The sequence below is a fragment of the Paractinoplanes brasiliensis genome, from assembly GCF_004362215.1.
GTDB lineage: Bacteria > Actinomycetota > Actinomycetes > Mycobacteriales > Micromonosporaceae > Actinoplanes > Actinoplanes brasiliensis.
In genome coordinates this window covers 4,871,990-4,897,058 of record NZ_SNWR01000001.1, presented here as the reverse complement: position 1 = coordinate 4,897,058, position 25,069 = coordinate 4,871,990, and the positions used below count along the sequence as shown (strand labels likewise).

Below are 25,069 nucleotides of genomic sequence, written 5' to 3'. Positions count from 1 at the left end.
CGCCGCCCCGACACGCCCGAACCGGATCGGAGCGCGACCCACGCAACGCCAGCGTCGAATCAGCGCGTGACCCCCGTGACGGCCCAGCGCCCCGACCGCCAGCGCCACACCGCCGCGACGAAACGGATCAGAATGAGCAGCGCCAGTCCCGCCCACACCCCGCCCAGGCCGAGGTCGAAGAAGTACGCGATCCAGATGGCCGGGAGGAAGCCGAGCAGGGTCGCCGCCAGGGTGATGTTGCGCAGGAAACGGACGTCGCCCGCGCCGATCAGGACGCCGTCGAGCGCGTAGACGACCCCGGCGAACGGCATCAGCCCGATGAACCAGGGCCAGATGATCGCCGCCTGAGCGTGGATCCCGGCGTCGGGAGTGAACCAGGCCGGGATCGAGCCGGCGCCCGCGGTGACCAGCAGGGCGAACGCGACGCCGGAGAGCCCGCCCGCGATCGTCACCTTGCGGGCCACGGCCTGGGCCTCGTCCGCGCTGCCGCCGCCGAGCGCGGCCCCGACCAGCGACTGAGCGGCGATCGCGACCGCGTCGAGGGCCAGCGCGCTGAAGAACCACAGCTGCAGCCCGATCTGGTGGGCGCCGACCGACGCGACGCCGAAACGGCTCGCCACCGCGGTCGCCGACAGGAAGCAGGCCTGGAACGCGCCGCCGCGGATCAGCAGGTCCCGGCCGAGGCGCAGCTGAAGCAGGATGATCTGCGGGTCGGGGCGCAGCTGCTTGGTCTCGCGGATCAGCGCGTGCAGGAAGAAGCCGCCGGAGATGGTCTGGGCCACGACGTTGGCGACGGCGGAGCCGGTCAGCCCCCAGCCGACCGGGTAGACCAGCACCGGGCAGAGGATCGCCGAGAGAACGTTCGCGCCCAGCACGAAGATCAGGGGGCGGCGGGTGTCCTGCACCCCGCGCATCCAGCCGTTGCCGGCGGCGGCGAGCAGCAGCCCGGGAGCGCCCAGCACGGCGACGCGCAACCAACCGGCGGCGGCGTCGGCCGTCTCGGCGTCACCGGCGAGGGCGTGCGCCAACGGTCCGGCGAGGGGCTGCGCGAGCAGGGCCAGCAACACGCCGACGCAGAGCGCCAGCCAGGACGCCTGCACCCCCTCGGCGACCGCGGCGGCCCGGTCGCCTGCGCCGAAGCGGCGGGCGGCACGGCCGGTGGTGCCGTAGGACATGAGCGTGCCGAGCCAGGCGGCGACCGACATGACGGAACCGCTGACCGCGACGGCGGCGAGCGGCACCGGGCCGAGATGACCCACGACGGCGGTGTCGACGAGCACGTAGAGCGGCTCGGCCGCGAGCACGACCAGGGCGGGCAGGGCCAGCGAAGCGATCTTGCGTGCGGACGCTGGGGTTTCAGCCCCACCCCGAGCGGGGGTGAGGGGCCGGGCAGGCGGGCTCATGGTTACTCATGATGCCCGCCCAGCCGTAAGGACTGCAATGCGGATTGGGGCTTACTGACGGGTGTCCATCGAGGTCTGCAGCGCGCGTCGCGCCTGCTCGCGGGCTTCGTCGGTGCTCTGAGGCTTCGGCTTGGCAGCCATGATCGTGGTCCTTCCACGGTGGGTGAGGCGCGGCACAGCGCGCCGTCTGGGATCGGTCGAGCGGGCGTCACATCGGGGCCGGCCCGGGATCGCCGGGCGCTTGGCGCTGGGTGACGCGACCCGGGTGGGTGAACCCGGGTGGCTCGAGGTTCCACGGCGGGCGGTGGTCACGGCCGCGCAAAACCAAATCACCGTTCAGGTACCAAACTATCGTTCAGTTCCGGTCGGTGAGGCGCGGATCCCACCAACCGGGAAGCGGTCTGCTACCCGACAACGTGAAAAGGCGCGCCCCACCGAGGTGGGACGCGCCGAAGACACCGAAAGTCAGGAGAGGTTGTCCTCCAGAAGCGGGACGATCTGACCGATGACGGCCTCGGGAGTGCCGTACGCGGTGAAACCGGCCGCCAGACGATGACCGCCCCCGCCCAGTGCCACCGCGACCGCGCTGACGTCCACGCCACCCTTGGAGCGCAGCGACACCGACCACTCGCCGGCCGTCAGCTCCTTGACCACCACGGCCACGTCGGCCTCGGCCACCCCGCGCACCGGGTCGATCAGCGACTCCAGCACGTAGGGCCGCTGGTGGTGGCGTTCGAGGTCGGCCGTCGTCGCATAGGTCCACACCAGGCCACGACCGCCGGCCGCCGCCGGGTCGAGGACCGCGCGGCCCAGCACCTCGCCGGTCAGCTTCATGGCCCCGAACGGGCGGGTGTCGAAGATGCGGCGGGCGATGTCGCCGGGGCTGATGCCGGTGGCGATCAACCGGGCCGCCAGTTCGTGCACGGACGGGCTGCGCACGAACTTGAACGAGCCGGTGTCGGTGGCCAGCGCCACGTACAGGCACTCGGCGATCTCGGCGTCGAGCTCGACCCCCAGCCGGAGCAGCAGCGCGTCGGCCACCACCGAGGTCGCGACCGCATCGGGATCGACCAGGCTGACGTCGCCGAGGCCGGTGTTGGAGGCGTGATGGTCGAGCACGATCGCGGGAGCGGGGGTGTCGAGCAGCCCGGCCAGGGCACCCAGACGCGACTCGGAGGCCACGTCAAAAATCAAGATCAACCCCGGTTCCGCGTACGCCTGAGGTTCCGCCACCAGGAGCTCGGCTCCGGGCAGCGAGCGATACGGCTCCGGCACGTCGAACTCTCCCGGGAAGGTGGCCCGCAACCCGGTGAAGCCCAGCCGGCGCAGGCCCAGCGCGAAGCCGAGCATGCTGCCGAGCGCGTCGCCGTCGGGATTCACGTGGCAGATCAGCTGCACCTCGGCGTCGAGCGGCTGGGCCCGGATCGCCGCCACGGCCGCGTCCCAGGCGGTCTCGGGGATCACGGAGCCAGGAACAGCGCGGCCCGGCTCGACACCGGGCCGCACGACGGGAGAGGAGGTCAACTCTGGTCCTCGCGGGCGCCCACCCGCTCGGTGTCGTCCTCGTCGTCTTCCTCGCTCTTGTACGGGTCGGGGTCGCCGGCGTACTTCTTGCCGGCGGCGAGCCGCTGCACCTCCTGGTCGCGCTGCCGCGCCTCGGCCAGCAGGTCTTCCAGTTCCTTGGCGTGGTCCTGCACGTTGTCGAGCACGAACGTCAGGCTCGGCGAATGCCGCAGGCCCAGGGCGTGACCCACGCGGGTGCGCAGCATGCCCTTCGCGCTTTCCAGAGCCGCCTGGGTGGCCGCCTGCTCGGTGGCGTCGCCGAGCACCGTGTAATAGACCGTGGCGTCGCGCAGGTCGCCCGTGATCCGCGCGTCCGTGATGGTCACCATGCCGAGCCGGGGATCCTTGATCTCACGTACCAGCGATGCCACCAGTTCCCGTACGCGTTCAGCATGCCGACGCGTCTTGGCCGGGTCCGACATATCGCCCACCTCCGACTGTGATCCCGCGGGTTCGCAACGCCCCCGCCCAACTGCTGAAGCGTACCCACGCGGCCGCCGGGCCGAACGCCCCCGTCAGTCGTCGTCGCCGTACAGCCGGCGTTTCACCGACAGCAACTCGATCTCGGGCCGGCCGGCCACCTGGTTTTCGCAGGTGTCGATGACGGCCCGCGCCTGAGCGGCCTCGGCGGCCACCACCGCCACGCCGAGCTGGGCCCGCGCGTGCAGGTCGTGAAAGCCCACCTCAGCCGCACTGACCTCGTATTTCTTCAGCATCGCGAGGATCGGGCGGACGTAGGAACGCTTCTGCTTGAGCGACCGTGAGTCGCCGGGCAGGAGCAGGTCGAACACTGCGGTCTCGGTATACATCAGAGCGTAGGTTACTGCCGGGGTACGACATTCAGCGGCTCAATTACGGCGGGCGATCAGCACATCCCTCTCGATGCCCTGGTCGACCCGGTGCACGAGGGGCAGCTGAGGCACCAGTTCCAAGCCGTTGGCCCGCAGGATGTCCTCGGCCAGCTCGCGCTTGGCCACCTTCGTGTTCCACGAGAGCCCGATCGCGGCGCCGGGACGCAGCAGCGGCAGCCACTGCGGCACCGCCCGTTCCAGCAGGTCGAGCGGACGCCGGGAGAGGCCGCCCTCGTCGTCGTAGGAGCCGTGCGCCACCCCGTACGGCAAATCGGCCACCAGCACGTCGGCGACCCCACCGCGCAGCAGGCCGTCGAGCTGGGTGGTGTCGGCCTGCAGCACCACCAGTTTCTGGACGGCCCCGGCCTTGTGGTCGTCCTTGCTGGCGGCCATCGTCACCTCGAGCCGGCGTGCGGCGCGGCGGCCCTGACGGCGTACGGGAACCAGATCGGCGGTGTGTTTGAGGCGCTTGCGCTTGAGCCAGGTCTGCAGGAACAGCTTGTACGCCTCGACGTCCTTGCCGTCCATCTCGACGCCGATGCCGTCGTAGCCGTACATCAGCGCCTGGTTGAGCGTCGTGCCCCGGCCGCACAGCGGGTCAAGCACGGTGAGGCTCCCGTCGAGCATCTTGCCGGCCGACGCCGAGGCCAGGATCGTGAGGTTGAGCACCAGCTTGGTGAACTGCTCGTTGGTCTTGCCCGCGTACTTCGGGATCGTGATCAGGTCGCTGTCGTAACGGGCCAGCGGCGTCATCATCACGGGCCGCAGGTGATCGTCGTCGGTGCGCTCGAAAAGAGCGTACGCGGCGGACAGGTTCGACAGGTAGGCGACGTCACGAACCGTCAGGTCGCCGGTGAAGGCCAGGTATTCGACGCCGCCGAGCGTGATGACGTCGACGTCGTCGAGGCCGGACGAGAGCGCCGGGGCGAAACCGGCCAGTTCGGCGGTCGCCAGGCGGGCGGCCTGATCGGCGTAGACGCGGTTGGCGGAGGGCGCGAGCAGCAGGGCGTACCGGGACATGCCGCCATTGGACAGCAAGGCCCCCAGCGCCGGAGCACTGGGGGCCTTGACGGTTGCCGCTGACCCTTACGAGCGGGGCTTCTCGCGCATCTCGAAGGTCTCGATCACGTCGCCGACCTGCGGGGAGCCGAAGCCGCTCAGCGTCAGACCACACTCGAAGCCCTCACGGACCTCGGTGGCGTCGTCCTTGAAGCGGCGCAGCGAGCTGATCGTGACGTTGTCGGCCACCACGGTGCCGTCCCGCAGGATGCGAGCCTTGGCGTTGCGGCGGATGAGACCCGTCCGGACCAGACAGCCGGCGATGAGACCGATCTTGGACGAGCGGAAGACCTCGCGGATTTCCGCCGTGCCCTGCTCGACCTCTTCGTACTCCGGCTTGAGCAGACCCTTGAGCGCGGCCTCGATCTCCTCGATGGCCTGGTAGATCACGCTGTAGTAGCGGATCTCCACGTTCGCCCGGTCGGCCATCTCCTTGACCTTGTTCGAGGCCCGGACGTTGAAGCCGATGATCGTGGCGGTGGCCTCCGAGGAAGCCGACGCCAGGTTCACGTCGCTCTCGGTGATCGCACCGACGCCGCGGTGGATGACCTTGAGCTGGATCTCGTCCGGAATCTCGATCTTGAACAGCGCGTCCTCGAGGGCCTCGACCGAACCGGACGAGTCGCCCTTGATGACCAGGGTGAGCGAGGTCTTCTCGCCCTCCTTGAGCTGCTCCATGAGCGTCTCGAGGGTGGCCTTGGTGCTCGAGTTGGCGAAGCTCGCCGCGCGCCGGCGGGCTTGCCGCTGCTCGGCGATCTGCCGCACGGTGCGGTCGTCCTCGCCGGCCAGGAAGGTGTCTCCCGCGCCGGGCACCGAGGTGAGACCGAGCACCAGCACCGGACGAGCCGGAAGCGCCTCGGCCACCGTGTTGCCGTTCTCGTCGAGCATGGCGCGGACGCGGCCGTGCGCGCCGCCCGCCACGATCGAGTCGCCGGCCCGCAGCGTGCCCTTCTGCACCAGCACCGTCGCGACCGCACCGCGGCCCTTGTCGAGGTGGGACTCGACGACGGCGCCCTGGGCCGGCCCGTCGATCGGAGCGGTGAGCTCCAGCGACGCGTCGGCGGTGAGCAGGACGGCCTCGAGCAGCTCGTCGATGCCGATCCCGGGCTTGGCCGCCACGTTCACGAACATCGTGTCGCCGCCGTACTCCTCGGCCAGCAGGCCGTAGTCGGCCAGCTGCTGACGCACCTTCTCGGGGTTGGCGTCGGGCTTGTCGACCTTGTTGACCGCGACCACGATCGGCACCTCGGCCGCCTTGGCGTGGTTCAACGCCTCGACCGTCTGCGGCATGACGCCGTCGTCGGCCGCGACCACGAGGATCACGATGTCGGTCACCTGGGCGCCGCGGGCACGCATGGCGGTGAACGCCTCGTGACCCGGGGTGTCCAGGAAGGTGACCGCCCTGTCCTCGCCGTTGTGCGGGTAGTGCACCTGGTAGGCGCCGATGTGCTGGGTGATGCCACCCGCCTCGCCGGCGACCACGTTGGTCTTGCGGATCGCGTCGAGCAGCTTCGTCTTACCGTGGTCGACGTGACCCATGACGGTCACGACCGGCGAACGGCTGACGAGCCTGTCCTCCGCCACCTCGGCGTCAAGGTTGATGTTGAACTGCGCGAGCAGCTCACGGTCCTCGTCCTCGGGGCTGACGATCTGCACGTCGAAGCCCAGGTGCTCACCGAGCAGCTGGAGCGTGTCGTCCGAGCAGGACTGCGTCGCGGTGACCATCTCGCCCAGGTTGAACATCTCCTGGACCAGCGAACCGGGGTTCGCGTTGATCTTGTCAGCGAAGTCGGAGAGCGACGCGCCGCGGGAGAGCCGGATCTCCTGGCCCTGACCACGCGGAGCGCCCGAGCTCATCTGCGGAGCCGACAGGTTGTCGAACTCTTGACGCCGCTGCTTCTTCGACTTGCGACCGCGGGTCGGCCGGCCACCCGGACGCCCGAAGGCACCCGCGGCGCCGCCGCCACGGCCACGACCGCCACCACCGGGACGACCGGGAGCACCGGCGCCGGCCGGAGCGCCGCCGCCACCGCCGCCGGGACCGCCACGGTAGCCACCGCCACCGCCGCCACCGCCGGGACGGAAGCCGCCACCGCCGCCACCGCCGCCGCCACCGGGACGGAAACCGCCACCGCCGCCGCCACCGGGGCCGCCACGGAAGCCACCGCCACCGCCGCCGGGACCGCCACGACCGCCGCCGGGACCACCGGGACGACCGGCGCCACCGCCGGGGCCGCCACGGCCGGGACCGGCCGGGCGCTGCGCGGGCATGGACGCGGGGCTGGGCCGCGGCGGCATCGACGCCGGGCTCGGCCGCGGCGGCATGCCGGGCTGGTTGGGCCGGGGCATCGCGTTCGGGGTGGGCCGGGACCCACCGCCGCCGGACACACCGAACGGGTTGTTACCGGGACCACGCTGCGGCGGGCGCGGAGCACCGCCGGCGGGGCCGGGACGCGGGCCGCCCGGAGCACCGGGAGCCGCCGGACGAGCGGCCGGGGAGCCCGGACGCGGAGGAACCGAGCCGGGGCCCGGACGGGGACGCGAGCCACCGTCAGCCGGGGGCTGCTGGGAGCGACGCTCGGCGTCGCGGGTGCGGGCGGCCTGTGCGGCCTTGACCGCGGCCTCCTGCTCGGCCTTGAGCGCCGAGGCACGAGCCTCGGCCGCTGCGACCTCGATGTCGTGGGCGCTCGCCGGCTTGGCGACCGGACCGGGCGTGGGGCCCGGCCGGCCGGCCGGCGGCTTGGGACGCGCGAAGGAACCGGGCAACGGCGCCGGGGACGTGGGCGCGCTGGGCGCACCCGCGGCCGGAGCGGCCGGCTTGCGCGGCGGCTGGGGCCGGGCGCTGGGCGGGGCCGGACGGGCGGCGGCGGGCGCGGGTGCGCTGCTGGGCGCCGACGCGGCGGGGGCCGCCGGAGCGGAACCTGCCTCGAGGGCACCACGCAGCCGCCGGGCCACCGGGGCCTCGACCGTGCTTGATGCGGACTTGACGAACTCGCCCATCTCTTTGAGCTTGGCGAGAACGGTCTTGCTGTCGACCCCGAGCTCCTTCGCGAGCTCGTGTACGCGGGCCTTTCCTGGCACTGCACTCCTCACTTCGAGGTCGTGCGAGCGCACCCGCAACGACCTCACTCGTGCACTAGAAGCCTGTTCATTTCAGGGACTTCATCGTGTGCTCATCTGGGTCGTCCTACCTTGCTGGGTCGTGACTCGGCCACGGCGGCCGTGCCATCGGTCGTTCCAGGTGACGTGACGGCCACCCGGATGTGTTCGGCCAGCAATCCGGTGTCAGCAACACCGGTGAGACGCAACGCCCGCCCGAAGGCTCGGCGCCGCTCCGCCAGCGCGAAGCAAGCCGGATCGGGATGCAGATGCGCTCCCCGGCCCGGCAGTCGGCGGTTCGGATCGGGCTGGAGCCGGAGATCAACCCCGGAACCTGCCACGACAAACCGGATCAACTCGGTGGCCGGCGCGCGTTTGCGACAACCGACACAGGTTCGCGTCGGACCGACCACGTAAAAGTCTACCCCTCGTGTGCCCCGGACGCGTATCCGGTCAGCTTCCCGCCTCGGCCGCATCACGGCCGGCGGGCGCATGACGCTCGGATCCTCCGGCTGGTTCGTTGTCCGGCCGGATGTCGATCCGCCAGCCGGTGAGGCGGGCGGCGAGCCGGGCGTTCTGCCCCTCACGGCCGATCGCCAGCGACAGCTGGAAATCGGGCACGGTGACCCGGGCCGTCCGGGTGGCGGCGTCCACCACCTCGACACGCAGGGCTTTTGCGGGTGAGAGAGCATTTCCGACGAACTGCGCCGGATCCTCCGACCAGTCGATGATGTCGATCTTTTCGCCGTGCAGCTCGCTCATCACCGCCCGGACCCGCTGACCCATCGGGCCGATGCAGGCGCCCTTGGCGTTGACCCCCGGGACCGTCGAGTGGACCGCGATCTTGGTGCGGTGACCTGCCTCACGTGCGATCGCGGCGATCTCGACGACGCCGTCGGCGATCTCCGGCACCTCGAGGGCGAACAGCTTCTTGACCAGGGCCGGGTGCGACCGGGAGAGGGTGACCTGGGGGCCGCGGAAGCCCTTGGCCACGTGCACCACGATCGCCCGGATGCGCGACCCGTGCTCGTACGACTCGCCGGGGACCTGCTCGGACTGCGGGAGCACCGCCTCGATCTTGCCGAGGTCGACGATCACGATGCCCTTCTCGGCGCGCGCGGCGTCGGCCTGCACGATGCCGGTGATCAGATCGCCGTCGCGGCCCGCGTACTCACCGAAGTGCTGCTCGTCGGTGGCCTCGCGCAGCCGCTGCAGGATCACCTGCTTGGCCGTCATGGCGGCGATGCGTCCGAAGTCGTGCGGGGTGTCGTCCCACTCACGCACCACGGTGCCGTCGGCGTCGAGCTCCTGCGCCAGCACCGACGCGACGCCCGTCCTGCGGTCGATCTCGACCCGGGCGTGGCTCTGCGCGCCCTCGGTGTGGCGGTAGGCCGTCAGCAGCGCCGTCTCGATGGCTGCCAAGATCGTCTCGAACGGGATCTCCCGCTCGCGCTCCAGGGCGCGCAGCGCCGCGAGGTCGATGTTCATTCCTCGCCCTCCCCTTCGTCGTCATCGTCATCGTCTTCGTCGCCGAAGTCGGCCTCGTCCAGCCGTTTGAACTCGATCTGCACCTTGCCCGGGCCCAGCTCGTCGAAGCGCAGCTCGCGAGACGTGCCGTCGACGTCGAGCACGATGCCCGCGTCGTCGGCGTCGACCACCCGGCCGGTGAGCCCGTTGACCGCGACCAGCCGGCCCCGGTTGCGCCGCCAGTGGCGGGGCAGGGTCAGCGGCCGGTCGACGCCGGGCGAGCCGACCTCGAGCTGGTATTCGCCCGCCAGGACCTCGCCACCGTTCTCGTCGGCGGCGTCGAGAGCGGCGGAGATCTCCCGCGAGACGATCGCCACGTCGTCGAGGCTGATGCCGCCGTCGGTGTCGACCAGCACCCGTACGAGGTGGCGGCGGCCGGCCCGTGAGACGTTCACGTCCTCCAGGTCGTAACCCGCCTGCGCGACGACTGGCTCGATCACCCCGCGCACGCGGGCCCGCGCGGCGGTCAGGTCGATGCGGGGCGCGGCGGGAACGCGGGGCTGCTCGTCCTCACGGCGGCGGCGGGCCCCGGGACCCTGACCGGGCCGGGCGCCGGCGCGACCACGCTGCGTCATCGGTGCTCGACCCTTCTGTCAAAGCAGACAAACGACTGTATGCCGCCGGGCCGGAAAGCCCCGCGGCTGGGACAGAGCGTAACGCGCTCGGCCGCGCGCCGGTTCGCCGCCGCACCGATTGAGCGCCATCCGCAGGTCAACAGCCGTCCCCTATGGTGTTGACTGGCGCGGTGCGAATGAGCATCACGGGGTACAGCCGCCGGCGTGTGCTGGGAGCGGTCGCAGCCGGGCTGACCACGGCCTCGCTGAGCGGCTGCGGGCTCTTCGACGACGAGCCGGAGCCACCCGATCCGCCGGACCCGCTGCAGCCCCTGCTCGACGAGGCGGTGGCGCTGGCCGCGTCCTACGATCGGGCGATCCTGGCCCAACCCGGCCTGGCCACCCGGCTCACTCCCCTGGCCGACGACCACCGGGCCCATGCCGCCGAGCTGGCCCGCCTGATCGGCGAGCCCCCGCCCTCGGCCGGCCCGAGCGCGAGCGCGGCGGCCGGCGCTCCGGCCGAGACGATCGCCACCCTGCGCACAGCCGAGCAGGCGGCCCAGAAGTCGGCGGTCGCTGCTTGCCTGGCTGCCCCGGCCGACCGCACGGCGCTGGTCGGCTCGATCGCCGCCTGCCGCGCCACCCACGCCGAGGCCCTCCGATGACCCCGCGCCCTGCCCACGGCCGAGCCACCGCGGTCAGACCACAGCCGGGCGCGACCCTGCCCCGCGGAACCTCCCTGATCAGCCCGCAACCGGGCGCGACCATGCCCCGCGGAACCGCCCCGATCACCCCGCAAACGGGCGCGACCCTGCCCCGCGGAACCGCCCCGATCAGCCCGCGACCGGGCGCAGCTTCGTTCTGGAGGCGCCGCGATGAGTCCTGAACTGGGTGCGGCCTTGGCGGCCGAGGAAGCGGCCATTTACGCGTACGGGATCATCGGCGTGCATCTGGGCAGCCGGGGCGACGTGACCGAGGCCCGCGAGGCCGAACAGGTCCACCGCGGCCGCCGCGACTACCTCGTGACCGAGCTCGCCCAACTGAAGGCCAGCTCGGCGCCCTCCCCGGCCGGATATGAGCTGCCGTTCGAGGTGACCGACCGGGCGAGCGCGCTCAAACTGGCGATTCACGTGGAGGACGGCGTGGCTCAGGCCTGGCGACCGCTGCTGCCGGTGTCCACGAGCGCCGACCGTACGACGGCGCTGGCCGCGATGACCGAGGCTGCCGTCCGTGCCACCCGCTGGCGCCGCCTGGCCGCCGTGAGCCCGGTGACCCTGCCCTTCCCTGGCCGCCCCGAATAGCACCCGGCCACCCGAACTGCACCCGGCCGAGCCGAACGCACCCGGCCGAGCCGAACAGCACCCAGCCACCCGGACAGCACCCGGCCGCCCCGAACAGCGCCCGGCCGGGCAAAGACGAGATGCGGTATTTGTCGGATCTCCAGCTACGCGCTGTAGACCTTCCGCGTACGCATGGATGCCCGAGAATGGTCGGGGTGCAGGACGAGATCGACTTCACCTCGCCCCGGGGCCGCCTCGCCACCCGCCTGAGCGACGTGATCGAGCGCCGCTGGCCGGCCGAGGTGCAGGCCATCGGCGTACACGGCTCGCTGGCGCACGGCGACGACCACGACGGCAGCGACGTCAACCTGACCGTCCTCACCTATCGCGCCGGGGCGGGGCCGCGACCGGCGCTGCGCAAGGTCGACGGCATCCTCGTCGACCTGCGGGTGACGACGGCCGACGAGTGCCTGCGCCGGGTACGCGAGCTGACCCCGCGCTGGCCGCTGGAGGCGGAACGGTTCGTCACCACCCGTCCGCTGCACGACCCGCGCGGCCTGTTCGCCCGGCACCGCGACGCGCACCTGGGCCGGCTGGCCGAGGCACGGCCGCACGAGTTCAGCAGCCTCGCCCGGCACGACTGGGAGGTGGCGTCGGCCGCGCACTCCCGGGCCGTACGGCTGGCCGAGTATTACGACACCGACGCCGCGCTGGTCATGATGGCCGACGCCCGCTTGCACGCCGCCCTGGTGACCGGCCTGCTCAGCCGCACGTATTTCCGGAACCCGGCCGACGCGGTCAAGCGCACCGGGGTGGCCGGGGCCGACGTCCAGGAGCTGGGCAAGATCCTCGACGCCCAGGCCGAGGACCTGACCGCCCGCGGCTGCCCGGTCGACGGCACCCTGCGCGACCTCTTCGAATAGCCGGGCGCCTCGCGGCAACGCCCAGACCAGCGCGCGGGCTCAGACGCCGATCCACACCCCGATGCCGTACGTGGCCACGGCGGCCAGCGCACCCAGGGCGAGCTGCCGGAGCCCGCCCAGCCACCACGGCCGCGCCGTGAAACGCCCGACGATCGCCCCCGTCGCGAACAGCCCGGCCCCGCCGACGCCGAGCGCGAGCCACAGGCTGTCGTAGCCGAGCAGGTAGGTCAGCAGCGGCACCAGCGCACCCAGGGCGAAGCACACGAACGACGACCCGGCCGCCGTCCACGGGCTGGGCAGTTCGTCGGGCACCACGCCCAGCTCCTCCTGGGCGTGCACCCGCAGCGCCTGCTCGGGGTGCCGCTTGAGGACGTCGGCGACCTGGCGGGCCAGCGGCTCGGGCAGGCCGCGGGCGACCCACATGCCGACCAGCTCGTCGGCCTCGCCCTCGGGGTTGTGCCGCAGCTCGTTCAGCTCCTTGGCCAGCTCGGCCGCGACCTGTTCGTTCTGCGTACGGACGCTGGTGTACTCGCCGATGGCCATCGAGATGGCGCCCGCGACCAGCCCGGCCACCCCGGTGAGGATCAGCGTGCGGCGATCGACCCCGCCGCCGCCCACCCCGGCGATCAGCGCGATGTTGGTGACCAGGCCGTCCATCGCGCCGAAGGTCGCCGCGCGCAGCCAGCCGCCGGAGACGTCGGCGTGGTGATGCTCGATCGTCCCGGTCACGGGAGGGTCAGGATCTCGGCGCCGTCGTCGGTGACCACGAGGGTGTGCTCGAACTGAGCCGTCCACTTGCGGTCCTTGGTCACCACCGTCCAGCCGTCGGACCACATGTCGTACTCGTGGGTGCCCAGCGTGATCATCGGCTCGATCGTGAAGGTCATGCCCGGTTCCATCACCGTGTCGAGCCGCGGGTTGTCGTAGTGCGGGATGTAGAGCCCCGAGTGGAACGTCTCGCCGATGCCGTGACCGGTGAAGTCGCGCACCACGCCGTAGCCGAAGCGTTTCGCGTACGACTCGATCACCCGGCCGATGACGTTGATCGGGCGGCCCGGCGCGACGGCCTTGATTCCGCGCATCATCGCCTCGTGGGTGCGCTCGACCAGCAGGCGTGCCTCCTCCGAGGTCTCGCCCACGCAGAAGGTCGCGTCGGTGTCGCCGTGCACGCCGTTGATGTACGCCGTGACGTCGACGTTGATGATGTCGCCGTCCTCGAGCACCGTGGAGTCGGGGATGCCGTGGCAGATGACCTCGTTGAGCGACGTGCAGCACGACTTGGGGAAGCCCTTGTAGCCCAGGGTGGACGGATAGGCCCCGTGGTCGCACAGGAACTCGTGCACCACCCGGTCGATCTCGTCGGTGGTGACGCCGGGCTTGCAGTGTTCCCCGGCGAGCTGGGTGGCCTGCGCCGCCAGCCGCCCCGCGATCCGCATCCGCTCGATGGTCTCGGCGGTCTGCACGTGCGAACCACGCCACTCTTTCGGGCGCTTCTTCCCCACGTACTCCGGGCGGACGATCTGCGCCGGGACCGCCCGCCAGGGCGACTGCTTTCCCGGCGCCAGAGGGGCGCGGACGGTCATGGCTGGGCCTCCGTGGGCATGCCCTCCTGGCCCTCGCCTGCGAAGCCGTAGATCGGTGCGGCCGGGCGCCGCTCGGTGCAGTCGGTCATACCCGAAGCCTATCGCCGGGCCCGCCGATCACCGGTGTGGCGGCGGCCGCACCATAACGGCTCGGTTGAGCCCGATCGGGCGGTTCTTGCCGGGGTCCGGCCCCTGTGTAATCGTGTCAGCGTGGATCAAGAGCGGGCGGACCAGAGCTTCACGGCCTCGACGGCTGTGGAGGCGGGACGGGTCGTCGTGACGATCGGCGGCGAGGTCGACATGTCGACCGCCGACGCCATGTTCGAGGCGGCCACCCGTGACGCCACCGCCGCGACGACCCTTGATCTGCGGGGTGTCACCTTCTTCGACTCGGCGGCCATCCACGCGTTGCTGCGGCTGGCCGAGCGTTACGGCGACGGGCTGACCGTGCTCGCGTCGCCCCAGGTGCGCCGCGTGCTCGAGATCTCGGGCCTGGCCACCCAGCCCTGGCTCAAGGGCTGAGCCCGCCGGGGTTGAGGGCCGGGGCGCCCGCGACAGGGCGGGTCAGGAGCTGAGCACGACAGGGCGGGTCAGGAGCTGAGCAGCCGCCGCAGCGTCACCGACGTGCCCTCGGCCGAGTTCCGCACCGACAGCTCCGCCAGCGCCCCGATCAAAGCCAGCCCCCGCCCCCGGAACCCGCCCGACTCGCTGGACCGCCAGCGGCCGGTGTCCCGGACGACGACCACCACCGCGTCACCGGCCATCGACGCCTCGACGGTGATGAACGGCTCGGCCGGCTCGATCGGGTGCTCGATCGCGTTGGCCGCCGCCTCGGACACCGCCACCGTCAGGTCGAACGCGTCGGCCTCGGGCACGGCGTGCGCGGTCAGGAAGTCGTCGAGCCGCCGCCGCAGCACGCTGAGCTGGCCCGGCTCGGCCGGCAGCCGCAGCACGAACTCCCGGGCCTCGGTCGTCTCGAGCGCCAGCAGCGCGATGTCGTCACGCCGGGTGCGCCGGGCCGCCTTGGCCAGGAGCGTGTCGAGCAGGTCCTCGACGTGCTCGGTGGATTTGGCCGCGTCGGCGGTCAGCTCGGCCAGGCCGGTGTCGATCCCGATCTGCCTGTCCTCGATCAGGCCGTCGGTGTAGAGCACCAGCCGCCCACCGACCGGCAGCGGGGCCGAGAACGTCGGATAGTCCGCGTCGCTGAGCGCGCCGATCGGCGGTCCGAGCGCGGACGAGTACAGGAACGTGCCGAGCTCGCCCGGCGCCACCAGCACCGGCGGCGGGTGCCCGGCCGACGAGTAGTGCAGCTGTTGCTCGCGCGGGTCGAACCGGACGCACACGACCGTCGCGAACTGCCGCCGGCCGAGGTTGTCGACGAGCCGGTTGAGCCGGGTCAGCGCCTCGCCGCAGTCGAAACCTTCGAGGATGTACGCCCGGAGCGCGTTGCGTAGCTGGCCCATGCCCGCGGCCGCCTGGACGCCCTTGCCGACCACGTCGCCGATCACCAGGTAGAGCTGCTCGTCCTGGCCCGCGATCACGTCGTACCAGTCGCCGCCGACCTCGGCCTCGCTGCTGCCGGGCAGGTAACGGCTGGCCACGATGGCCCCGGGCATCTGGGGCAGCGACTGCGGCAACAGGCTGTGCTGCAGCGTGGTGGCTATCCGGTGCTCGGCCTCGTAGAGCCGCGCGTTCTCGAGCCGCAGGCCGATGAGCCGGGCCAGCTGGGCCAGCACGGCCGGTTCGGGGGTGCCCTGCGGCGACGCCCAGACCCGCAGCTCGCCGACGGTCGCGCCGGACGTGTCGGTCAGCGGCAGCTCCAGGTCGGGCTGGGCCTCGGGGTCGGCGCCCGCGTCCACCTCGGCCCGCGCGCCGGGGACGGTGATCACCACCCGGCCCGCCGACGCCATGTCGCGCACGTGCCGGGCGGCCACGTCGAGCACCTCGTCCGTGGTGCGTACGGAGTTGACCGCGGCCGCCGTGTCGACCAGCTCCCGCAGACGGTTGAGGACCTGGCGGCGGGCCTGGCCGAGGTCGAGGTTGGCCCGCACCCGGGCGGTCAGGTCGCGGGCCGAGAACGGCTTGACCAGGTAGTCGTCGGCGCCCGCGGCCAAACCCTCGCTGGACGCCTCCTCGCCGGCCCGGGCCGAGAGCACCAGGATCGGGATGTCGCGGGTGCGCTCGTCGGCGCGCAGGGCCGCGATCAGGCCGAACCCGTCCAGCCGGGGCATCATCACGTCGGTCAGCACCAGGTCGAACTGCCGCCGGGAGGCCAGCTCGAGCGCGGCCCGGCCGTCGACGGCGGCGGTGACGTCCCACAGCGGGCGCAGCAGGCGGCTCAGGTGGTCGCGCAGGTCGGCGTTGTCGTCGACGAGCAGGATGCGGCCGCGTTCCCGCCCGGCAGGGGCGGCCGCGGGCGCCGGTTCGGTCTCACCGGCCCACCAGTGCTCGGCCTCCTCGACGTACGGGCGGGCGTCGATCTCCCCGACGATCCGGCCGGCGCCCTCGGTGATCCGGTCGGCCGGCAGGTGCGCGGAGCCGAACGGGATCGTGACGGTGAAGACGCTGCCCACGGCGGGCTCGCTCTCGGCGCCGGCCGACCCGCCGTGCAGCTCGGCCAGCTCGCGTACCAGGGCGAGCCCGATGCCGGTGCCCTCGTGGCTGCGCGACCAGATGCCGGTGACCCGGTGGAACCGGTCGAACAGCAGCGGCAACTGGTCGGGCGGGATACCGACGCCGGTGTCGCTCACGGTGAGCTCGGCACCCCGGTCGACGGCCCGGACCCGCACCTCGATGCGCCCCTGCGGGGTGAACTTGACCGCGTTGGAGAGCAGGTTGAGGACGATCTTTTCCCACATGTCGCGGTCGACGTGGACGGGACCGGGCAGGGGCGGCGCGTCCACGATCAGCTTGAGGCCTGCCCGTTCGGCGGCCGAGCGGAACGTGCTGGCCAGCCGTGCGGTGTAGTCGGAGAGGTCGGTGGGCTGGTACGCCGCGCGCAGCCGCCCGGATTCCAGGCGCGAGAAGTCGAGGACCGTGTTGACCAGCTTGAGCAGGCGCAGGGCGTTGCGATGCATGGGCTGCAGCCGCTCCCGCTGCTCGTCGGGGAGCTCGGGGTCGTCGAGCAGATCCTCCAGCGGGCCGAGGATCAGGGTCAGCGGCGTCCGGAACTCATGGCTGACGTTCGAGAAGAAGTTGGTCTTGGCTCGGTCGAGGGCGGCCAGCTCGACGGCCCGGGCGCGTTCCTGCTCGTACGCCCGGAGGTTGCCCACGGCCCGCGAGATCTGCACGGTCGCCAGGTCGAGGAAGTCGCGATAGGCCTTGTCGAGGGCGAGGTAGCGGCTCACGCCCACGACCAGCGCGCCGACCCGGGCCGTGCCCGCCGTCACCGGCAGCACCAGCGCGACGTCGGCGGCCGTGGGCGGCGGGTCGGTGATGTCCCGCAGCGGCACCGTGGTGGCGGGACCGGTTTCGATCACCCGTCGCACGACCGGGTGGGCCGGTTGCTCCTCGTCGTCGTCGAGCACAAGTTCCGCGTACGGGATGTCAGCCTCGTCCTCGGCCAGCACCGCCACGGCCTCGGCCGCCAGCGCCGCCTGATCGGACGAGTCGGCCAGGCGCGAGCCCAGCGCGCTGAGGGTGCGCACCCGTCGCTCGCCCAGGACCCGCCCGGTGGTGTCGGAGACGACGCAGAAGATGCCCTCGACCGCCCCCGTGGCGCCGCGGATCGGGTCGTACGAGATGTCGAAGTACGTCTCCTCGAGGAAGCCGTGCCGTTCGAGCATGAACGGGTGGTCGGCCGCCCAGAACGACTCGTTGCGCTCGATCACCCTGTCGAGCAGCTCGCTCAGCACCGACCACGTCTCGGCCCACAGCTCCTGGGCGGGCCGGCCCAGGAAACGCGGGTGCTTGGTGCCGACGGCCGGGATGTACGCGTCGTTGTAGAGCGAGCACCGCTCCGGCCCCCAGAAGATGATGATCTGGGCCCGGGACGCCAGCATGGTCGCCACCGCGCCCTGCAGCTCGGGCGCCCACCCGGCCGGGGGCCCCAGCGGGCTCGTCGACCAGTCGAACCCGGCCATGCGCCGGCCCATCTCGCCGCCCCGCTCGAAGGCCACGGCGAGCCGGCTCGGAAGAGTGCCGTCCGAGCCCGCGCCCATGGGTGTCCTCCCACGTTTCCTGCCCGGCGAACCGTCCGCCGGTACGGATCAGCACGGTAACACCGGAACGGGCTGGCGGCTCGTTCAGCGGTTACGCGGCGAAGGCTTCCGGCTGCAGCCCGGAGCGTTCGGCGGCCGCCTCGATCAGGGCGGTGAAGACCCGCAGATCGGCGGTGCGCTCGGGATGCCACTGCACACCCAGCGCGAACGTACGGGACGCGTCCTCGATGATCTCGATGACCCGGTCGTCGGGGCACCAGCCGGTCGCGGTGAACGATCCCGGGTCGTCGACCGCCTGATGGTGGAAAGAGTTCACCGTCGCGTGGGGGCCCAGCACCCGGTGCGCCACCGAGCCGCGCTCGATGATGACGTCGTGCCGCCCGTACGCGGAGGCCCCTGCCGCCAGCGGGTCGGTGCCGGCCGCCGCGCGGTGCCGGTCGTGGCCGAGCACGTCGGGCAGGTGCTGGTGCAGCGTGCCGCCACCGGCAACCGCCATCACCTGCAGTCCCCGGCAGACGCCGAGCAGCGGCAGGTCGGCGGCGAGGGCGGCGCGCATCAGCCGGATCTCGGACTCGTCGCGTTCCTTGTCGACCTCGGTCGTCGGGTGCCGTTCGGCGCCCCAGTACGCCGGGTCGATGTCGTTGCCGCCGCAGAAGACGATGCCGTCCAGCGACTCGATCACGTCGTCGCCGGGGTCGTCGGGGGTGATCAGCACGGCTCGCCCGCCTGCCGCGTGCACGGCCCGCACGTACGTCATCGGCAACATGCCCGCCATGACGTCGTTGCCGTTGTACTGCACCTGTTCCGCGTACGAGGTCATGCCGATGAGGGGCCTGCGCATTCCGTGCTTTCCTTCCCTGTTGCTCTTTACCTCTTGCCGGTCGCCGCGACCAGGGCCCCGAAGAGCCGCTCGTCGCGGGTGACCTCGGGGTGCCACTGCACGCCGAGGACGAACGAATGTCCCGGATCCTCGACCGCCTCGGCCAGCCCGTCCTCGGCGCGGCCGGTGACTGTGAGCTTTCCGGCATCGTCGACGCCCTGGTGGTGGAAGCACCGGACAGCGAGGTCGTCGCCCATCAGGCCGGCGATGCGGCTGCCCGGGACGAACGTGGCCTCGTGCTCGCCGTAGACCCCGGGGGCCGGCCGGTGCCGCTCGTGGCCCAGGACGTCGGGCAGATGCTGGTGCAGCGTGCCCCCGGCGGCGGCGACGAGGAGCTGCATGCCCCGGCACACGCCGAGGACGGGCATGTCGAGCTCCAACGCCCGGTGTACGAGCAATATTTCCGCTCTGTCACGATCCGGGCGGCTCACGGTGTGCGGGCCGGGCTCGGCGCCGTAGAACTCCGGGTTCAGGTCGGGGCCGCCCGCGAGCACCAGGCCGTCGAGGATTTCCAGGACGTCGGTGTCGTCGTGCTCGGGCAGCAGCACCGGGCGGCCGCCGGCCTGGCTGACGGCGGCGACGTAGTCGTACGGGATCAAGGTGGTCGGCAGGTCGCGCCAGACGCCCCACGTGGCCGGTTCCACATAGGTCGTGATGCCGATGATCGGACGCATCGCCTCACCGTAACCAGATCATGTTTCGGGACAACCGCTCAACGGTTGAAAGAGGTGCGCGGCGTCGCTTCCTTGACGGAAACGGCGCCGCGCCCGGGCCCCTCTGTCCCACCCGCACCGGGATCGACCGGCGCCGGCGGGGATTCGACCCCTTCACCCTCGCGAAGAGGATGTACAGGGTCGTTGCCCGTGGAAACGGGCCGCTAAACGTTCAAAGCGGAGTTACATACGCACCGGTGATGCCGCCGTCCACCACGAACTGCGAGGCGGTCATGAACGAGGCGTCGTCGCTCGCCAGGAAGGCGACCGCGGCGGCGATCTCCTCGGGCTCGGCGAACCGGCCCATGGGCACGTGCACCAGGCGGCGGGCGGCACGCTCGGGGTCCTTGGCGAACAGCTCCAGGAGAAGTGGAGTGGCGACCGGGCCGGGGCAGAGCGCGTTGATCCGGATGCCCTCCCGGGCGAACTGCACCCCGAGCTCGCGGGTCATCGCCAGCACGCCGCCCTTGCTCGCGGTGTAGGCGATCTGCGAGGTGGCGGCGCCGAGCAGGGCCACGAACGACGCCGTGTTGATGATCGAGCCCTTGCCCTGCCGCTGCATGTGCGGGATGGCGTACTTGCAGCAGAAGAACACCGAGGTCGTGTTGACCTTGAGCACTCGTTCCCATGCGTCCAGGCCGGTGACCAGGATCGAGTCGTCGTCCGGCGGTGAGATGCCGGCGTTGTTGAAGGCGATGTCGACCCGGCCGTGGCGCTCGGCCACCCCGTCGAAGAGCGCCTTGACCTGCTCCTCGTCGGAGACGTCACAGGCGACGAACTCGCCGCCGACCTCCTCCGCGACGGCCTTGCCCGTATCCCCCGAAATATCGACACAAACGACGAAAGCGCCCTCGGCGGCGAACCTCCGCGCGGTGGCGAGACCGATTCCGCTGCCGGCGCCGGTGATGACGGCGACCCGGTCCTGCAAACGCTCCACTTAATCTCCCATGGCCAGGAACACGTTCTTCACGTCCGTGAAGGACAAAAGCGCATCCGGGCCCAGCTCGCGGCCGAGTCCCGACTGCTTCATGCCACCGAAGGGCGTCCAGTAGCGCACCGACGAGTGACTGTTGACGCTGAGCGCGCCGGTCTCCACGGCCCGCGAGACCCGCAGCGCCCGGCCGAGGTCGCGGGTCCAGAGCGAGCCGGACAGGCCGTACTCGGTGTCGTTGGCCAGGCGTACGGCGTCCTCCTCGTCGGAGAAGGGCAGCACCGACAGCACCGGTCCGAACACCTCCTCACGCCAGTGCCGGTCGCCGGTCGAGTGAGCGAGCAGCACCGTCGGCGGGAACCACCAGCCGTCCTTTTCCGGCGCGCCGCCCCGGAAGGCCACGTCAGACCCTTCCACGTACGAGGCCACGGCGGCTCGGTGCCCGGCGGAGATCAGCGGGCCCATCTCGGCGCTCTCGGAGGCGGGATCCTCGACGCGGAAGCCGGCGACCGCGGGTTCGAGCAGCGACAAGAACTTGTCGTAGACCGATTCCTGCACCAGCAGCCGGGAACGGGCGCAGCAGTCCTGGCCGGCGTTGTCGAACACCGAACCCGGCGCCGAGGCGGCCGCCTTCTCGAGGTCGGCATCGGCGAAGACGATGTTCGCGCTCTTGCCGCCCAGCTCGAGGGTCACCCGTTTCACCTGGTCGGCCGCGCCCGCCATGATCGACTTGCCGACCTCGGTGGAACCGGTGAAGCAGACCTTGCGAACGGCCGGGTGGGTGACGAAGCGCTGCCCGACGACCGAGCCCTTGCCCGGCAGCACCTGGAAGACGTCCTCGGGAATCCCGGCCTCCAGCGCCAGCTCGCCGAGCCGGATCGCGGTCAGCGGGGTGAGCTCGGCCGGCTTGAGCACGACCGTGTTGCCGGCCGCCAGCGCCGGGGCGAACCCCCAGCCGGCGATCGGCATGGGGAAGTTCCACGGCACGATGATGCCGACCACGCCGAGCGGCTCGTGGAACGTCACGTCGAGCCCGCCCGGCACCGGGATCTGCCGGCCGCTCAGCCGCTCGGGCGCGCCGGCGTAGTAGTCGAGCACGTCCCGGACGTTGCCGGCCTCCCAGCGGGCGTTGCCGATGGTGTGCCCGGCGTTGCGCACCTCCAGCCCGGCCAGCTCGTCGAGGTGCTGGTCGACCACGGCGGCGAACCGGCGCAGCAGCCGGGCCCGGTCGCCGGGGGCCACGGCCCGCCAGGCCGGGAACGCGCGGGCCGCCCGCTCGATGGCGGCATCGGTCACCGCCAGGTCCAGCGACGGCACGGTCGTGAAGACCTCACCGGTGGACGGGTTGATCACTTCAGTTGTCGGCACGGTCCCCATGGTTACATCCGCTCGAAGCCGCGGCGCAGCTCCCAGTCGGTTACCACCGCGTCGAAGGCGGCCAGCTCCACCTGCGCCATGTTCGCGTAGTGGCCGACCACGTCCGCCCCGAACGCCGCCCGCGCCACGTCACTGCCCAGCCAGAGTTGCTGGGCCTCGCGCAGGGTGGTCGGCACCCGGTCGGCGGCCGCGTCGTCGTACGCGTTGCCGGTCGTCTCCGGCTCTAGCTCGAGCTCGTTCTCGATGCCGTGCAGCGCCCCCGCGATCAGGGCGGCGATCGCCAGGTAGGGGTTCACGTCGCCGCCGGGCACCCTGTTCTCGACCCGCATGCCCTGCCCGTGGCCGGCGATCCGCAAGGCGCAGGTGCGGTTGTCGACGCCCCAGCGCAGCGCGGTCGGCGCGAACGACCCCGGCTGGTACCGCTTGTACGAGTTGATGTTGGGCGCGAACAGCAGGCTGAACTCGCGCATGGTCGCCAGCAGCCCGGCCAGCACCCGCTGCCCGGTCACGCTGAGGTGGGCCGGTCCGTCGCCGAGCATCGCCGACGCGCCGTCCTGTCCGCGCAGCGAGAAGTGGATGTGGCAGGAGTTGCCCTCCCGCTCGTTGGGCTTGGCCATGAACGTCAGCGCCATGCCCTCCTGGGCGGCGATCTCCTTGGCCCCGTTCTTGTAGATCACGTGGTTGTCGGCGCAGGTCAGCGCGTCGGCGTAGCGGAACGCGATCTCGTGCTGGCCGAAGTTGCACTCGCCCTTGGCGCTCTCGGGCAGCAGCCCCGCCCCGTACATCTCGTTGCGGATGCGGCGCAGCAGCGGTTCGACCCGCGCCGTCCCCAGCAGCGAATAGTCAACGTTGTACTGGTTCGCCGGGATCAGGCCACGGTAACCCTTGTCGAAAGCCTGCTCGTAGGTGTCCTTGTAGAGCACAAATTCCAGTTCGGTTCCCGCGTACGCGGTGAGGCCGTGCTCGGCCAGCCGATCGATCTGCTTCTTGAGGATCTGCCGCGGCGAGGCGTACACCGGCTCACCGCTCGTGGTCTCGAGGTCGGCCAGCACCAGGGCCGTCCCGTCCTGCCAGGGCACCCGGCGCAGCGTCGTGAAGTCGGGCCGCATCACGAAGTCGCCGTAGCCGCTGGCCCACGAGGACGACTCGTACCCGTCGACGGTGTTCATGTCGACGTCCACCGCGAGCAGATAGTTGCAGCCCTCGCTGCCGCCCCCGGCCACCTCGTCCATGAAGTACCGCCCGTGCAGGCGCTTGCCCTGCAACCGGCCCTGCATGTCGGTCAGCGCCAGCAGCACGGTGTCGATGCTGCCGTTGTCGACGGAGACGTCCAGTTCCTCGAGATCCATCGGGTGTCTCCCTGTTCGGTGCGGGCCGGACCCGGACGGGCCCGGCCCCTGTGCGGTCAGTTCTCGGTCGGCATGGTCTGTTCGCCCTGGTGCGCCTTCTCGATCAGGTTCTGCTTCGGCCCGGTGAACCACTTGCGAGCTCCCGCGAACCACCAGATCGTGGCGAAGGCCAGCACGACGGCCACCGCGACGATCGTGTAGTTGAAGTTGCCCGCGGTGATCGGGCTGGCCGTGGGCAGGACGAACAGGACACAGATGATTCCTACCCAGACGATCGCGATCCAGCCGACGACCGCGCTCCACCGGCCCAGGTGCCACGGGCCCGGCTCGAAGTCCGGGTTGGCGCGCCGCAGGAACACCGGCATCACGTACGCGATGTAGAGGCCGATGACGGCGACCGAGGTCGCCGCCAGATACGCCGTGGTGTTCCACAGCGACGGCAGCACCAGCAGCGTGGACAGGGCGACGCAGAGCCAGATCGAGTTGGTCGGCGTTCCCGTACGGGGGTTGACCTGCTTCCACAGGCGCGAGCCGGGCAGCGCGCCGTCACGGGCGAAGGCGTACGACATCCGCGAGTTCGCCGTCACCGAGGCCATGCCGCAGAACCACTGCGCCACCATGCAGATGAACAGCAGGAACGTGCCGAGGTCGTGCCCGGCTGCGTCGATGAAGATCTGCGCCGGCGGCAGCCCCAGCTCGGTCGTGCGCTGCGCCTCGTAGTCCTGGATCGACCAGGTGATGGCGAACAGCAGCACAAAACCGGCGATCACCGAGACGACCACGGACATCACGATGCCCCGCGGCGCGGCCCGGGCGGCGTCGTGCGTCTCCTCGGCGACGTGGGCCGAGGCGTCGTAGCCGGTGTAGGTGTACTGCGCCATCAGCAGACCGATGAGCACGGCGTAGATGCCCGCGCCGGCGAAGGTGAAGCCGGTGGCGTTGTGGACCTCGGTGAACACCTCGGAGATCGGCTTGTGGGTGTCCGGCACGATCGTCAGCACGCCCACGATCACGGCCACGCCGGCCAGGTGCCACCAGGCGCTGACGTCGGAGAGCAGCCGCACCAGGTTGACGCCGAACGTGTTCAGCAGGCCGTGCACGACGATGATCACCAGGAAGATCAGGAACGTCCGCCCGGTCGTGACCTCCATGTCGAAGGTCAGGCTGAGGAACGCCGACGTGGTGATGGCGGCGCCGAAGTCGATCGCCGCGGTGACGGCCACCTCGCCGAGGAAGTTGAACCAGCCCACGAACCAGGCCCAGGCCGCCTTGTTGCGTTTGGCCAGCGCCGCCGCCCACCAGTAGAGCGCGCCGGCGGTCGGGTAGGCCGAGCAGACCTCGGCCATCGCGAGCGCCACGAAGGTCACCATGATGCCGACGAACAGCCAGCCCAGGGTGATGGCCATCGGGCCACCGGCGGTCATGGCGATGCCGTACGAGGTGATCGCGCCGGCCAGGATGGAGATGATCGAGAAGGAGACCGCGAAGTTCGAGAAGCCGGACAGTCGGCGATGCAGTTCCTGCTGGTAGCCGAGTTGGGCCAGGCGTTCTTCGTCGGTGCTGGGTGCGGGGTTGACACTCATGTGTGACTCCCTTACCGAGGGTTTGCTGTGACCGAGGCCACGGCGTGCCGTGATGATCTACCCGCTGTGTTACCGCCGTCAATGCGCAGCGTTAATTGCGTTGCCCGGCCCCGGCCGCACCGGCACACTCATAGCCATGACAGGGCAGCGATCATCCGACGCCCTGCCGGTGTTCTCCCGCCGCTGATCCGGCGCGCGAGCCCTCGGCAGGCTTCGCGAACACCGGGGGCAGCC

The 25,069-nt window shown here is 71.3% G+C and carries 22 protein-coding genes; 4 read left to right on the top strand and 18 right to left on the bottom strand.

Annotated elements, in window-relative coordinates; translation table 11 throughout:
• Positions 1-59: 59 nt before the first annotated feature.
• From C8E87_RS22285 to rimP, 9 genes are all read right to left on the bottom strand, one after another.
• Entirely contained in the window at positions 60-1,403 is a 1,344-nt protein-coding gene (locus C8E87_RS22285; RefSeq protein ID WP_133874892.1) for an MATE family efflux transporter, read from the bottom strand.
• A gap of 465 nt (positions 1,404-1,868) precedes the next feature.
• Positions 1,869-2,909, bottom strand: coding sequence for a DHH family phosphoesterase (locus C8E87_RS22280; protein WP_438866188.1), 1,041 nt, complete (start codon positions 2,907-2,909; stop codon positions 1,869-1,871).
• A 14-nt stretch (positions 2,910-2,923) separates the two neighbouring features.
• Positions 2,924-3,388 carry a 30S ribosome-binding factor RbfA gene (gene rbfA, locus C8E87_RS22275; protein ID WP_133874891.1) on the bottom strand — a complete coding sequence of 155 codons (465 nt, stop codon included), beginning with the start codon at positions 3,386-3,388 and terminating at the stop codon, positions 2,924-2,926.
• A 93-nt stretch (positions 3,389-3,481) separates the two neighbouring features.
• Complete coding sequence (locus C8E87_RS22270) at positions 3,482-3,775, bottom strand: DUF503 domain-containing protein (RefSeq protein ID WP_133874890.1); 294 nt, start codon at positions 3,773-3,775, stop codon at positions 3,482-3,484.
• A 39-nt stretch (positions 3,776-3,814) separates the two neighbouring features.
• The gene (locus C8E87_RS22265) at positions 3,815-4,837 is read right to left on the bottom strand and encodes a TRM11 family SAM-dependent methyltransferase (protein WP_133874889.1); all 1,023 of its coding nucleotides are present in this window, start codon (positions 4,835-4,837) and stop codon (positions 3,815-3,817) included.
• 66 nt (positions 4,838-4,903) lie between these two features.
• Positions 4,904-7,957: a translation initiation factor IF-2 gene (gene infB, locus C8E87_RS22260; RefSeq protein ID WP_133874888.1), complete on the bottom strand. Its 3,054-nt coding sequence runs from the start codon at positions 7,955-7,957 to the stop codon at positions 4,904-4,906.
• Positions 7,958-8,049: 92 nt separating this feature from the next.
• Positions 8,050-8,451: a YlxR family protein gene (locus C8E87_RS22255; protein ID WP_133876996.1), complete on the bottom strand. Its 402-nt coding sequence runs from the start codon at positions 8,449-8,451 to the stop codon at positions 8,050-8,052.
• The gene (nusA, locus tag C8E87_RS22250) at positions 8,429-9,463 is read right to left on the bottom strand and encodes a transcription termination factor NusA (RefSeq protein WP_133874887.1); all 1,035 of its coding nucleotides are present in this window, start codon (positions 9,461-9,463) and stop codon (positions 8,429-8,431) included. Before nusA ends, C8E87_RS22255 begins: the two co-directional genes overlap by 23 nt.
• Entirely contained in the window at positions 9,460-10,077 is a 618-nt protein-coding gene (gene rimP / locus C8E87_RS22245) for a ribosome maturation factor RimP (RefSeq protein WP_133874886.1), read from the bottom strand. The genes nusA and rimP overlap by 4 nt, the downstream gene beginning before the upstream one ends.
• 176 nt (positions 10,078-10,253) lie before the next feature.
• On the opposite strand from rimP, the gene C8E87_RS22240 reads away from it, so the two are divergent.
• The 3 genes from C8E87_RS22240 to C8E87_RS22230 all read left to right on the top strand — a co-directional run bounded on the left by C8E87_RS22240 (position 10,254) and on the right by C8E87_RS22230 (position 12,259).
• Complete coding sequence (locus tag C8E87_RS22240; RefSeq protein ID WP_133876995.1) at positions 10,254-10,721, top strand: hypothetical protein; 468 nt, start codon at positions 10,254-10,256, stop codon at positions 10,719-10,721.
• A 210-nt stretch (positions 10,722-10,931) separates the two neighbouring features.
• Positions 10,932-11,357: a ferritin-like domain-containing protein gene (locus C8E87_RS22235; RefSeq protein ID WP_133874885.1), complete on the top strand. Its 426-nt coding sequence runs from the start codon at positions 10,932-10,934 to the stop codon at positions 11,355-11,357.
• A gap of 185 nt (positions 11,358-11,542) precedes the next feature.
• On the top strand, positions 11,543-12,259 hold the full coding sequence (locus C8E87_RS22230) for a nucleotidyltransferase domain-containing protein (RefSeq protein WP_133874884.1): 717 nt from the start codon (positions 11,543-11,545) through the stop codon (positions 12,257-12,259).
• A 39-nt stretch (positions 12,260-12,298) separates the two neighbouring features.
• Here the strand turns inward: C8E87_RS22230 and C8E87_RS22225 are convergent, their stop codons facing one another.
• Positions 12,299-12,988 (bottom strand): VIT1/CCC1 transporter family protein, encoded by a 690-nt coding sequence (locus tag C8E87_RS22225; RefSeq protein ID WP_133874883.1) that lies wholly within the window; start codon positions 12,986-12,988, stop codon positions 12,299-12,301.
• The gene (gene map, locus C8E87_RS22220; protein ID WP_133874882.1) at positions 12,985-13,842 is read right to left on the bottom strand and encodes a type I methionyl aminopeptidase; all 858 of its coding nucleotides are present in this window, start codon (positions 13,840-13,842) and stop codon (positions 12,985-12,987) included. Before map ends, C8E87_RS22225 begins: the two co-directional genes overlap by 4 nt.
• A 210-nt stretch (positions 13,843-14,052) precedes the next feature.
• On the opposite strand from map, the gene C8E87_RS22215 reads away from it, so the two are divergent.
• Complete coding sequence (locus tag C8E87_RS22215) at positions 14,053-14,364, top strand: STAS domain-containing protein (protein ID WP_133874881.1); 312 nt, start codon at positions 14,053-14,055, stop codon at positions 14,362-14,364.
• A gap of 68 nt (positions 14,365-14,432) precedes the next feature.
• Here the strand turns inward: C8E87_RS22215 and C8E87_RS22210 are convergent, their stop codons facing one another.
• The 7 genes from C8E87_RS22210 to C8E87_RS22180 form a co-directional block, all read right to left on the bottom strand.
• A complete protein-coding gene (locus C8E87_RS22210) occupies positions 14,433-18,002 on the bottom strand; it encodes a SpoIIE family protein phosphatase (RefSeq protein WP_133874880.1) in 3,570 nt (1,189 codons plus the stop codon).
• 91 nt (positions 18,003-18,093) lie between these two features.
• Positions 18,094-18,843, bottom strand: coding sequence for a gamma-glutamyl-gamma-aminobutyrate hydrolase family protein (locus tag C8E87_RS22205; RefSeq protein WP_133874879.1), 750 nt, complete (start codon positions 18,841-18,843; stop codon positions 18,094-18,096).
• A 26-nt stretch (positions 18,844-18,869) separates the two neighbouring features.
• Positions 18,870-19,556: a gamma-glutamyl-gamma-aminobutyrate hydrolase family protein gene (locus tag C8E87_RS22200; RefSeq protein ID WP_133874878.1), complete on the bottom strand. Its 687-nt coding sequence runs from the start codon at positions 19,554-19,556 to the stop codon at positions 18,870-18,872.
• A gap of 211 nt (positions 19,557-19,767) precedes the next feature.
• On the bottom strand, positions 19,768-20,532 hold the full coding sequence (locus C8E87_RS22195; protein WP_133874877.1) for a 3-oxoacyl-ACP reductase: 765 nt from the start codon (positions 20,530-20,532) through the stop codon (positions 19,768-19,770).
• Positions 20,533-21,903, bottom strand: a complete 1,371-nt coding sequence (locus C8E87_RS22190; RefSeq protein WP_133874876.1) for an aldehyde dehydrogenase family protein — start codon at positions 21,901-21,903, stop codon at positions 20,533-20,535. It lies immediately after the preceding gene.
• 2 nt (positions 21,904-21,905) lie between these two features.
• Positions 21,906-23,252, bottom strand: a complete 1,347-nt coding sequence (locus tag C8E87_RS22185) for a glutamine synthetase family protein (protein WP_133874875.1) — start codon at positions 23,250-23,252, stop codon at positions 21,906-21,908.
• A 56-nt stretch (positions 23,253-23,308) separates the two neighbouring features.
• Positions 23,309-24,835: an amino acid permease gene (locus tag C8E87_RS22180; protein ID WP_133874874.1), complete on the bottom strand. Its 1,527-nt coding sequence runs from the start codon at positions 24,833-24,835 to the stop codon at positions 23,309-23,311.
• Positions 24,836-25,069 lie beyond the last annotated feature (234 nt).

Bases quoted from the DNA above. Each gene is read 5' to 3' on its own strand.
- C8E87_RS22285 (WP_133874892.1), bottom strand. From the start codon at position 1,403: ATGAGCCCGCCTGCCCGGCCCCTCACCCCCGCTCGGGGTGGGGCTGAA.
- rbfA (WP_133874891.1), bottom strand. From the start codon at position 3,388: ATGTCGGACCCGGCCAAGACGCGTCGGCATGCTGAACGCGTACGGGAA.
- C8E87_RS22270 (WP_133874890.1), bottom strand. From the start codon at position 3,775: ATGTATACCGAGACCGCAGTGTTCGACCTGCTCCTGCCCGGCGACTCA.
- C8E87_RS22265 (WP_133874889.1), bottom strand. From the start codon at position 4,837: ATGTCCCGGTACGCCCTGCTGCTCGCGCCCTCCGCCAACCGCGTCTAC.
- C8E87_RS22255 (WP_133876996.1), bottom strand. From the start codon at position 8,451: ATGCGGCCGAGGCGGGAAGCTGACCGGATACGCGTCCGGGGCACACGA.
- nusA (WP_133874887.1), bottom strand. From the start codon at position 9,463: ATGAACATCGACCTCGCGGCGCTGCGCGCCCTGGAGCGCGAGCGGGAG.
- rimP (WP_133874886.1), bottom strand. From the start codon at position 10,077: ATGACGCAGCGTGGTCGCGCCGGCGCCCGGCCCGGTCAGGGTCCCGGG.
- C8E87_RS22240 (WP_133876995.1), top strand. From the start codon at position 10,254: ATGAGCATCACGGGGTACAGCCGCCGGCGTGTGCTGGGAGCGGTCGCA.
- C8E87_RS22235 (WP_133874885.1), top strand. From the start codon at position 10,932: ATGAGTCCTGAACTGGGTGCGGCCTTGGCGGCCGAGGAAGCGGCCATT.
- C8E87_RS22230 (WP_133874884.1), top strand. From the start codon at position 11,543: ATGGTCGGGGTGCAGGACGAGATCGACTTCACCTCGCCCCGGGGCCGC.
- map (WP_133874882.1), bottom strand. From the start codon at position 13,842: ATGACCGTCCGCGCCCCTCTGGCGCCGGGAAAGCAGTCGCCCTGGCGG.
- C8E87_RS22210 (WP_133874880.1), bottom strand. From the start codon at position 18,002: ATGGGCGCGGGCTCGGACGGCACTCTTCCGAGCCGGCTCGCCGTGGCC.
- C8E87_RS22205 (WP_133874879.1), bottom strand. From the start codon at position 18,843: ATGCGCAGGCCCCTCATCGGCATGACCTCGTACGCGGAACAGGTGCAG.
- C8E87_RS22200 (WP_133874878.1), bottom strand. From the start codon at position 19,556: ATGCGTCCGATCATCGGCATCACGACCTATGTGGAACCGGCCACGTGG.
- C8E87_RS22190 (WP_133874876.1), bottom strand. From the start codon at position 21,903: ATGGGGACCGTGCCGACAACTGAAGTGATCAACCCGTCCACCGGTGAG.
- C8E87_RS22185 (WP_133874875.1), bottom strand. From the start codon at position 23,252: ATGGATCTCGAGGAACTGGACGTCTCCGTCGACAACGGCAGCATCGAC.
- C8E87_RS22180 (WP_133874874.1), bottom strand. From the start codon at position 24,835: ATGAGTGTCAACCCCGCACCCAGCACCGACGAAGAACGCCTGGCCCAA.